The following is a 9,906-nucleotide window of genomic DNA, read 5'->3' as shown; positions in this document are numbered from 1 at the left end:
GTGGCGGCCACCTCGAAGCCGGGGACGCGGGTGACGTATGCCGCGTGGGCCTCGAGCGCGACCGGCTCGTCCTCGACGACGAGCACCCGGAGCACGGGCGGCTGGTGGTCGGGCACCTCCGGCTGGCGGTCAGGCACGGGCGTGGTCCTGCACGGGCAGCCGGACGACGAACCGGGCCCCGGGCGGGCCGGAGACCTCGAGCCGGCCCCCGAGCCGGGCCACCGACTGCGCCACGAGGGCCAGGCCGATGCCCCGCCGGCCGGCGCTGCCCTCGGCCTTGGTCGTGAAACCGCGCCGGAAGGCGTCGTCGACCGAGCCGGGCGGCAGCCCGGGCCCGGTGTCCTCCACGACGAGGACGACCTCCTCGCCCTCGTCCCGGCAGTTGACGGTGACGCGGCGCGGCCCGTCGGCGCCCGCGACCGCCTCGAACGCGTTGTCGATGAGGTTGCCGACGATGGTGACGAGGTCGCGGTCGGGCGCCGCCTGCGCCGGCCACTGGGCACCGTCGGCGATGACCAGCTCGATGCCGCTCTGGCTCGCCTGGGCCACCTTGCCGAGAAGCAGCGCCGTCAGCACCGGCTCGGACACGGCGCCGACGACGGCGTCCGTGAGCCCCTGGGAGACCCGCAGCTCGTCGGTCGCGAACGCGAGCGCGCGCTCGGGGTGGCCGAGCTCGATGAGACTGACGATGGCGTGCAGGCGGTTCGCCGACTCGTGCGCCTGCGAGCGCAGCGCCTCGGTGAGCCCGCGGGCGGAGTCGAGCTCGCCGGTGAGGTGCTCGAGGTCGGTGCGGTCGCGCAGGGTGACGACGAAGCCCAGCAGCCGGCCGTCCCACTGCGCCCGGGCCTTGTTGAGCACGAGCACGCGGGCGTCGGTCACGTGCAGCTCGTCCTCGCGGGCGCGGTCGTCGGTGAGCGCGGCGACGAGCGTCTCGGGCAGCCCCAGCTCCGGCACGTGGCGACCGACGGCGTCGGTGGGCAGGCCCAGCAGCCGGACCGCCTCGTCGTTGGCCAGCCGCAGGGTGCCGTCGAGGTCGACGAGCAGGAGCCCCTCGGTGACGGCGTGCAGGACGGCGTCGTAGTACTCGACCATCTGCCGCAGCTGCCGCTCGCCCAGGCCGTGGGTCTGGCGTCGGACCCGGCGGGACACCAGGGCGGTGCCCAGCCCGGTGAGCAGCGCCGCGGCGAGGCCGGCGAGCAGGATGCCGGGGAGCTGGCTGCGCAGCTCGGCACTGACCGCGGACTTGCGGATGCCGACGGCCACGAGCCCCACGACCGTGCCGCCGTCCTCGACGGGCACGACGACCCGGCGCGACGGGCCGAGGGTGCCGGTGTAGTCCTCCACCACCACGCCGCCCCGCTGCGCGGCCTCGATGTGCCCGATGAAGCGGCGGCCGATCTGGCTGGTGTCAGGATGGGTGAAGCGGATGCCGTCGGGGCTCATCACGACGACGAAGTCGGTGCGCGTCTCGACCCGGGCCTCCTCGGCGAACCGCTGCAGGCTCGAGGAGTCCCCCGCCCGCACGCCTGAGACGACGTCCGGGCTGCTCGCCACGGTCTCGGCGACCGCCCGCGCCCGCGCGGTGGCCTCCTGCGTGCTCGCCCTGCCGGCCTGGACGTAGCCGGCCGCGACACCGACGACGACCACCAGCAGCCCGACGAGGACCTGCAGCACGAACACCTGCCGGGCCACGCTCCACCGTGCCGGGGCCCGCAGGAGCCGGCTCACCGGCATACGTCACCGCCGGGGAACTCAATGAACACAATCGTGACCCTAGCCACTCGCGCGGGCCACCATCGTCGCTGTTCACCATCCCGGGACGTCCCGGGACACACAGCTGGGAGAGCACCGTGAGCACAGCCGCCGACACCGTCGTCGACCGGCCCGCACCGAAGCGGGACCGCACGCACTACCTCTACCTCGCGGTCATCGTCGCGATGGTCCTGGGCATCATCGTCGGGTTCGCCTTCCCCGACTTCGGCATCAAGCTGAAGTGGCTCGGCACCGGCTTCGTCAGCCTCATCAAGATGATGATCACGCCGATCATCTTCTGCACGATCGTCCTGGGGATCGGCTCGGTGCGCCGCGCCGCCCAGGTCGGCAAGGTCGGTGGCCTCGCCCTGGCCTACTTCCTCACCATGTCGACCTTCGCGCTGGCGATCGGCCTCGTGGTCGGCAACATCGTCAAGCCCGGCTCGGGCCTGCACCTCACCGCCGAGCTGGCCAAGGCCGGCCAGGCGCAGGTGGGCGACAAGAGCGAGACGACGGTCGACTTCATCCTCGGCCTGATCCCCGACACGCTCGTCTCGTCCCTGACGGCGGGCTCGGTCCTGCAGGCGCTGTTCGTGGCCCTGCTCGTCGGCTTCGCGCTGCAGAAGATGGGCCGCGCCGGTGAGCCGATCCTGGCCGGCATCAAGCACTTCGAGCGGCTCGTCTTCCGCCTCATGGCAATGGTCATGTATGCCGCGCCGATCGGTGCGTTCGGCGCGATGGCCGCGCTCGTGGGCGCCACCGGCACCAAGGGCCTGGCCAGCGTGCTGAAGATGATGTTCGGGTTCTACGTGACGTGCGCCGTGTTCGTCTTCGTGGTCCTCGGCGCGGTGCTCTACCTCGCCGCCCGGGTCAACATCTTCAAGCTGCTCAAGTACCTGGCGCGCGAGTTCCTGCTCATCCTCTCGACGTCCTCGTCGGAGTCGGCCCTGCCCCGGCTCATCGCGAAGATGGAGCACGCCGGCGTCTCGCGCCCCGTGGTCGGCATCACCGTCCCGACCGGCTACTCGTTCAACCTCGACGGCACGGCCATCTACCTGACCATGGCCTCGCTGTTCGTCGCCGAGGCGCTGGACAAGCCGTTCACGTTCGGCCAGCAGATCTCGCTGCTGGTGTTCATGATCATCGCGTCCAAGGGTGCGGCCGGCGTCAGCGGCGCCGGGCTGGCCACCCTCGCCGGCGGCCTGCAGGCGCACCGCCCAGACCTGGTCCCCGGCGTGGGCATCATCGTCGGCATCGACCGGATGATGAGCGAGGCCCGGGCGCTGACGAACTTCGCCGGCAACTCCGTCGCCACGGTCCTCATCGGGCACTGGGTGGGCGAGCTCGACCGCCCGCGCCTGGACCGCGTCCTGGCCGGCGACCTGCCGTTCGACGAGCGGACCATGGTCGACCACGAGGACGAGGAGCCGGTCACCGACGTGGCGCAGGAGCGCACGACGGCGCTGCCGGAGCCGGTGGGCCCGTCCCGCTGAGCCGCCCCTCCCCCGACCCGCGGGCCCGTCCCCTCCTCGAGAGGTGGCGGGTCCGCGGCACGTCCGGGACGGGGGCCCGGGCGCGGCCGACGGCTCAACGCACCCCGAGGCTGGTCGCCACGACCCGGGCGACGCGCCGGCCGGACACGAGCGCACCCTGGATGGAGGAGGTGTCGCGGTGGTCGCCGGCGACGAACCGGCCGCCACCGAGGTCGACCGGGCGGCGCTCCACCAGCGGCGGGGCCACGAGCGGCAGCGCCTCCCGGACGTCGTGCCGCGCCACCAGGTCCCAGCCCGTGGTCGATGTGGACCACAGGCGGCCCAGCTCGGCCCGCACCACGCCCTCGTCGTCCGGTGCGCCGGCCAGCGTCGTGGCCTGCACGAGGCGGCGGCCGGGCGGGGCGTACGACGGTGCGGCGTCGGACACGACCGCGGTGTTGACGACCGGCCCCCGGTCGCCGTCCACCCGAAGCCAGCGACTCGTCGGCACCGGGTCGGTCGTCGAGAACCACCACGTCCGCAACCCGTTGACCCGCGCCTGCGGCACGACCCCCAGCCGGGCGGCGGAGGTCAGGTCGGTCGCGACCACCACCGCCCGCGCGGAGACCGCGCCGTCCGGGGTGCGGACCGTCGTACCCGCTCCCAGCTCGACCGGGGCACCGAGGCGGACCGGACGCCGCAGCCGGGCCGCGAGCTGGGCCGGCAGCGCGCGCATGCCGTCGCGGGGCAGGCCCGGGGTACCGAGGAGGAAGGAGCGGAGGAGCAGGCGCACGTACTGCGACGAGGTCGCGCCCCGGTCCTCCGCCAGGACACCGGCCAGGAACGGCTCGAGCACCTCGTGCCGCAGCGGCCCGTGCACACCGGCTGCGTCGAGCGACGCGGCCAGCGAGGTGTCCGGGCCGCGCAGGAGCCAGCGCACGGGTCCGAGCGAGGGAGCTGCCCACCGGGCGAGGCGGGCCACCTCCCCCGGCGTGACCAGCCCGCTGGCAAGGGTCGTCACCACCGAGCCGGGCTCGCGGCGGGGGTCGGCCAGCAGCGCGGTCACACCGTCCCGGCGGACCTGCACCCCCGCGCCGAAGGCCTGCAGGCCGAGCGCGGGCACGTCCACGGCGCTGCGCACCGCGGGGTAGGACGGGTTGAGCAGCTGGAACCCGACGTCGCACAGGTGCCCGTCGACGACGTCGGTGCGCACCCGTCCGCCGACGCGGTCCGAGGCCTCGAGGACGACGACGTCGAGCCCGCGCCGCTCCAGCTCGAGGGCACACCGCAGCCCGGCCAGACCTGCACCCACCACCACGACGTCGTGCACGGGAACACCGTCGCACGAGCGGTGCCGCGCCGCTCGCCACGCGCGGCACGGCCGCGCTCCGTCAGCGGCCCGGGCGCGCCAGGGGGGCGCGCTCCCGCCCGCGACGCGTGCCGACGGCATACCGTCGGCAGGTGACCGAGCTGCGCACCGACCGGCTTCTCCTGCGGCACTGGCGGGAGGAGGACCGCGAGCCGTTCGCGGCCCTCAACGACGACCCCGCCGTGATGGTGCACTTCCCGCACCACCTCACCAGCGAGCAGAGCGACGCGATGGCCGACCGCATCGCGACCTTCCTCGACGAGCACGGGTGGGGTTTGTGGGCCGTCGAGGCGCTCGACACGGGGACGTTCCTCGGCTTCACCGGGCTCGCGGTGCCGCGCTTCGAGGAGCACTTCACCCCGTGCGTCGAGGTCGGCTGGCGGCTCGCGCGGGAGGGCTGGGGGCACGGGTACGCCACGGAGGCGGCCCGCGCGAGCGTCGCCCACGGCTTCACCGAGCTCGGCCTCGAGGAGGTCGTGGCCATGGTCGTCCCGGCGAACGACCGCTCGCAGTCGGTGATGCGCAAGCTGGGCATGACCCGCGACGAGGGAGCCGACTTCGACCACCCGCTCGTCGAGGAGGGCAGTCCCGTCCGGCGCCACCACCTCTACCGCCTGACCCGCGAGGAGTGGGCTCGCGGGGCCGGCGACCCGACGGGCACGGTGCACCCAGCGGCGTCACCGTCGACATCGCCGCGCACGGATCCGCCGGGCCGACCATGACGGATGTCATGGTCCATGACGTTCCCTGACCGAACGCAGACCAAACCGGCACGAGACTGCACCCTGCGCTTCACCTGCCGGCACGCCGGCTCGGCTTTGATCCCGAGCCATGCGAACCCCCTCCCCCACGCGCCGCACCCGGCGCCTCCTGCCGCCTGCCGTGGTCGGCCTGCTCACCGCCGTCCTCGGCGCCACCGGACTGGCCGTCGGCACCACCCCGGCGCACGCCGTCACCGACGCCCCGCACTGCTCTAGCGCGGGCACCTGGACCCCCGGCGAGTTCAACATCTACTGGTTCGACGTCGACCAGGGCGACAGCCAGCTCGTCGTCGGCCCGACGGGGCGCACCCTGCTCGTCGACCTCGGCGAGACCTCGTTCAACAGCACCGGCACGAACACCAACGCCACCAAGGTCGCCGCGCAGATCCGCTCGATCTGCGGCATCGCCTCCGGCCCCGTCCACCTCGACTACGTCATGGCCTCCCACCACCACCTCGACCACATCGGGTACCCGCGCGTCCCGGGCGACACCACGGCATACGGCAACGGCCTGTGGCAGCTCCTGGCGCCCGCGGCCAGTGGCGGGTTCGGCTTCACGGTCGGCCAGCTGATCGACCACGACGGCGGCACCTGGCAGGACACCAACGGCAACGGCACCTGTGACCCGGGCACGTCGACCGCCCCCAGCGACGAGATCCACTACGACAACGCGGGGACGACCTCGGGTACCGGCGCCCGCTTCATCTGCTGGCTCTACGGCCCTGCGTCCCAGGCCGATCGCGCCGACATCAACGGCAAGGTCGTCCAGCTGACGAACAGCTCGACCTGGCCCTCGCTCGACCTCGGCACCGGCGTCACCTCCACGATCGTCGAGGCCAACGCCAAGGGCGTCATGCAGGCCGACGGCACGACCCCGGTCAGCGGTGACCACCACCTCGACGCGTCACCGCCGAGCGAGAACGACTACTCGATCGGGGTTCGGTTCGCGTTCGGGCCGTTCGCCTACGCCACGGCCGGCGACAGCGACGGCGAGTACGCCACGAGCGCGAACAGCTACACCTACAACGACGTCGAGTCGCTGTTGAAGACGAAGATGGGCACGGTCAACGCGCTGCGCGCCAACCACCACGGGTCGGCGCACTCGTCCTCCGACGGCTACGTCACCTCGACCGACCCGCAGGTCGCGTTCATCTCCTGCGGCGTCAACTCCTACGGCCACCCGGGCAACCGCACTCTCGACGCGTTCCGCAAGGTCGGCGCGGACATCTTCCTCGCGAACGACCCGTGCGACACCACGGACACGACCGGGGCCGCGATCGACTACTCGGGCACCTACAACCACAACGGGACCGTGCACCTGGCGACCTCGGGCTCGGGCGCCGGGTTCACCGTCGCGTACGACGCGGGCACGCGCAGCTACACGACGCGCGCGAGCAGCGGGACCGGCGGCACCGGGGGCACGGGCGGCTCGCCGTCGGCCGTCAAGGTCAACGAGGTCCTCATGGCCCCGAGCGGCACGGGGACGGAGTGGGTCGAGCTGTACAACACCGGCACGTCGGCGGTCGACCTGAGCGGCCTGTACATCGACGACGCCGCGGGCGGTGGTGGCTCGCCACGGCAGATCCCGGCGGGCACGACGATCGCAGCCGGCGGCCACTGGGTCATGGACATCCCGTCGGGCTACCTCAACAACACCGGCGCGGAGTCGGCGCGGTTCCTGGCCATCAGCGGCGGCGTCGAGACGGTCTACGACAGCTACAGCTGGAGCCTCGGCTCGACCCAGTACGACAAGGTGTTCCACCGCAGCGGCGACGGCGGCGCCTGGTGCGGCACCATCTCGACCGCGGTGACCAAGGGCACCGCCAACCCGACGACGTGCCCGTGAGCCGGCGGCGCGGCGGCGTCGTCGCGGCCGGGGTGGGCGCCGTGCTCCTGCTCGGGTGTGCCGGTCACGCCCTCACCGGGGCGGCGCCGGCCACCGCCGTGGTGTCGCCCGCCGCAGGGGTCGCGCCGGCGGTCACCCAGGCGGCTGCGGACGGGGCGACGGTCGGCGCAGCGGGCTCGACCCGACCCGCGACCGACCGGCTGGTGCTCGTCAGCGGCCGGGACGACCACGGCCTGGTCGAGCTGGCGTCGGTCCCGCTGACCGACCGGGCCGGCGGCGGCGCGGTGGTCGGCGCGGTCCCCGACGGCACGCTCGCGCGCCCGACCCGGGTGCTGGGCACGCAGGTGGAGGTGACCAGCCTCGACGGGACGGGCGTCACCGGCTGGGTCGACGACTACCGGCTGCGCGGCGTGCTGCGGGCGGCCCGGGCGGCCGACCCGTGCGCCGGCGACCAGGTCGTGGCCACGCGCGTCGCGGGGTCGCGGGTGCTCGTGCACGCCCTCGACGGCAGCGCCCCCCGGTGGGTGGCCCGCTCGGCCCTGGCCGAGGTGGTCTCCGCCGTCGCGTGCACGCAGGGGCCGGCCGGTTCCGGCCAGGGCGCGGCAGCACCCGACCACGGCTCCGCAGGACACCACCACTAGGCACCCGGCGACCGGGCCCTTGGTCCCTGTTCCGGCTCGTCCGTCTGCCCCACCGGTGGCGCAGACGGACGAGCCGGTCGAGGGCGTGCAGCCCCGGGCGCTCGCCACGAAAGGAGCGCCCCATGGTCCACCTCGTCCCGGCCGCCTCCGGAGCGGGCACCTACCTCGACTGGGGAGTGGTGCACGTCTCGGTGACCAACGCCCTGATCATCGTCCTGATGCTCGTGGTGTTCGCCGCAGCCCTCCTGCTGCCCTTCCCCGGTGCGCACTCACGCGCCCACGACACCAGCCCCGGCCTGCGCACCGGATCCCCGACGACGGCACCCCGCGAGACACCGCCCGGGGCACCGGGCTCCCCCGACGACCGGACGGAGGCAGGCCGATGAGCTCCACCAGCTGGACGGTGTGGCTGCGCGACCGCGTCAGCCGCACCGTGCCCCCCGGCCAGGTCCTGCCCGACCGCCAGCCGGCATACGTCGCCTCGTGGATCTACGTCTTCGGTGTCCTCACGCTCGCCTCGCTCGTGGTGGTCGTGCTCACGGGTATGGGGCTCAGCCTCGGTGGCGTCGCGTGGTGGCACACCTCGACCCTCGGCCGGTACGTCAACAGCCTGCACCTGTGGTCGGTCGAGCTCTTCTTCGTCGTCATGGTCATCCACCTCTGGGGCAAGTTCTGGATGGCAGCCTGGCGTGGTGGTCGGGCATTGACCTGGGTCACCGGCGTCGTCGCCCTCCTGGCCTCGATCGGCACGGCCTTCACCGGCTACCTCGTCCAGACCAACTTCGACAGCCAGTGGATCAGCACCCAGGCCAAGGACGGCCTCAACTCCGTCGGCATCGGCGCCTTCTTCAACGTGCTCGACACGGGCCAGATGATCCTGTTCCACGTCGTCCTGCTGCCGTTCGCGGTCGGCATCATCGCCGTCGCCCACGTCATCCTGGTCCGCCGGCACGGTGTCGTCCCGCCGCTGGACGAGGTCGCCACCGCGCCCGGTACCGCGTCCGCAGCCCCGGCCGAGGAGGTGCAGCGATGACCACGCTCACCCGGCCGCGGACACAACGCGTCACGCCGGACTCCCACGGCTTCCCCACCCGTCCGTACGACCTCGTCAAGGAGTTCGTGCTGGCCCTGGCGGCCATCGTCGTCCTCACGGCCGTCCTGGCGGCCGTCTTCGGCTCACCCGACGAGAAGGCGCTGACCCTGCAGGACTGGGCCAAGGCGGCGCCCAACGACGTCGTGGCGACCGCCGTCGCCGAGCTGTCCGGGGACTCGGGTAGCGCCTCGTACGGACCCCCGTACAACTCCGCCGGCACCGGGCAGACCCTGCTCGGCGTCCCGCTGCAGAAGTGGGCCGGCGTCCGGTACCCCGTCGACTCGGCGCACGACCTGGTGCTCACCCCGCTGCAGCGCGCCACCAGCGACCCGGCGGTCGTCAAGGCCCTCGGCGAGTGGTCGGTCGCGACCACGGCGCAGCGGGCGCAGTGGGCGAGCACCTACGAGGCCGCGCTCGGCAAGGCCCCCGACGGCAACCCCGCGAAGGTGGCGGCGGGGCAGTACGGCCCCGTGCCCGCGATCGCGGCAGCCTTCGAGCGACTCGCGGCGTCCGGCGGGCTCGAGCAGCAGCTCGGCGGCAGCACCTTCTACCGCAGCGACCCCAGCCGGCAGCTGCTGCTGCTCGCCGACGGGTCGTACCTGGAGGACCAGGCCCGCGCCCGCAGCCTGGGCGGAGACCAGTGGGGAATGATGAACGAGACCGGCAACTACCCGGGTCAGCCCTGGCTGTGGCTCTACACCTTCTGGTACAAGGTGCCGCCGTTCTCCACGTCGGACAACGCCGACGCCCTGGTGTGGGGCCTGATGATGCTGCTGACGCTCGGGCTCGTGCTCGTGCCGTTCATCCCCGGTCTGCGCGACCTGCCGCGCTGGATCCCGGTCCACCGCCTCGTCTGGCGCGACTGGTACCGCCGGAACGCCGGGGCGCCGTCCTCCCCCACCCCGGGGGCACCGGCCCCCTGACCTCGTCCATCGGGGGACGTGGTCCGGGGCGGCACGGCGGGGGCCGTGC

General features: G+C 73.5%; 9 protein-coding genes. 7 read left to right on the top strand and 2 right to left on the bottom strand.

Annotated features, from left to right (window positions below; all coding sequences use genetic code 11):
• Positions 1-129: 129 nt before the first annotated feature.
• Positions 130-1,692, bottom strand: coding sequence for an ATP-binding protein (locus tag ACFUC1_RS18980; RefSeq protein WP_379122586.1), 1,563 nt, complete (start codon positions 1,690-1,692; stop codon positions 130-132).
• Positions 1,693-1,850: 158 nt separating this feature from the next.
• Between ACFUC1_RS18980 and ACFUC1_RS18975 the strand changes: the two genes are divergently transcribed.
• On the top strand, positions 1,851-3,245 hold the full coding sequence (locus ACFUC1_RS18975; protein WP_379122584.1) for a cation:dicarboxylate symporter family transporter: 1,395 nt from the start codon (positions 1,851-1,853) through the stop codon (positions 3,243-3,245).
• A 94-nt stretch (positions 3,246-3,339) separates the two neighbouring features.
• Here ACFUC1_RS18975 and ACFUC1_RS18970 read toward each other — a convergent pair whose 3' ends face one another.
• Positions 3,340-4,554 (bottom strand): FAD-dependent oxidoreductase, encoded by a 1,215-nt coding sequence (locus ACFUC1_RS18970; protein ID WP_379122582.1) that lies wholly within the window; start codon positions 4,552-4,554, stop codon positions 3,340-3,342.
• 131 nt (positions 4,555-4,685) lie between these two features.
• Between ACFUC1_RS18970 and ACFUC1_RS18965 the strand changes: the two genes are divergently transcribed.
• The 6 genes from ACFUC1_RS18965 (at position 4,686) to ACFUC1_RS18940 (ending at position 9,857) form a co-directional block, all read left to right on the top strand.
• Positions 4,686-5,315 carry a GNAT family N-acetyltransferase gene (locus tag ACFUC1_RS18965; RefSeq protein ID WP_379122580.1) on the top strand — a complete coding sequence of 210 codons (630 nt, stop codon included), beginning with the start codon at positions 4,686-4,688 and terminating at the stop codon, positions 5,313-5,315.
• Between the two features lie 109 nt (positions 5,316-5,424).
• Positions 5,425-7,200, top strand: a complete 1,776-nt coding sequence (locus tag ACFUC1_RS18960; RefSeq protein ID WP_379122578.1) for a lamin tail domain-containing protein — start codon at positions 5,425-5,427, stop codon at positions 7,198-7,200.
• Positions 7,197-7,841 (top strand): hypothetical protein, encoded by a 645-nt coding sequence (locus ACFUC1_RS18955; RefSeq protein WP_379122576.1) that lies wholly within the window; start codon positions 7,197-7,199, stop codon positions 7,839-7,841. The genes ACFUC1_RS18960 and ACFUC1_RS18955 overlap by 4 nt, the downstream gene beginning before the upstream one ends.
• Positions 7,842-7,963: 122 nt before the next feature.
• Entirely contained in the window at positions 7,964-8,227 is a 264-nt protein-coding gene (locus tag ACFUC1_RS18950) for a hypothetical protein (protein WP_379122574.1), read from the top strand.
• Entirely contained in the window at positions 8,224-8,874 is a 651-nt protein-coding gene (locus tag ACFUC1_RS18945; RefSeq protein ID WP_379122573.1) for a cytochrome b N-terminal domain-containing protein, read from the top strand. Before ACFUC1_RS18950 ends, ACFUC1_RS18945 begins: the two co-directional genes overlap by 4 nt.
• Positions 8,871-9,857: a hypothetical protein gene (locus ACFUC1_RS18940; protein ID WP_379122571.1), complete on the top strand. Its 987-nt coding sequence runs from the start codon at positions 8,871-8,873 to the stop codon at positions 9,855-9,857. Before ACFUC1_RS18945 ends, ACFUC1_RS18940 begins: the two co-directional genes overlap by 4 nt.
• Positions 9,858-9,906 lie beyond the last annotated feature (49 nt).

The organism is Pedococcus sp. NPDC057267, from assembly GCF_042668795.1.
Taxonomy (GTDB): domain Bacteria; phylum Actinomycetota; class Actinomycetes; order Actinomycetales; family Dermatophilaceae; genus Pedococcus.
This window is presented reverse-complemented; position numbering and strand designations above follow the sequence as displayed.

Excerpts from the sequence above, each read along its gene's own strand:
- ACFUC1_RS18960 (WP_379122578.1), top strand. The coding sequence starts at position 5,425 with ATGCGAACCCCCTCCCCCACGCGCCGCACCCGGCGCCTCCTGCCGCCT.
- ACFUC1_RS18950 (WP_379122574.1), top strand. The coding sequence starts at position 7,964 with ATGGTCCACCTCGTCCCGGCCGCCTCCGGAGCGGGCACCTACCTCGAC.
- ACFUC1_RS18945 (WP_379122573.1), top strand. The coding sequence starts at position 8,224 with ATGAGCTCCACCAGCTGGACGGTGTGGCTGCGCGACCGCGTCAGCCGC.
- ACFUC1_RS18940 (WP_379122571.1), top strand. The coding sequence starts at position 8,871 with ATGACCACGCTCACCCGGCCGCGGACACAACGCGTCACGCCGGACTCC.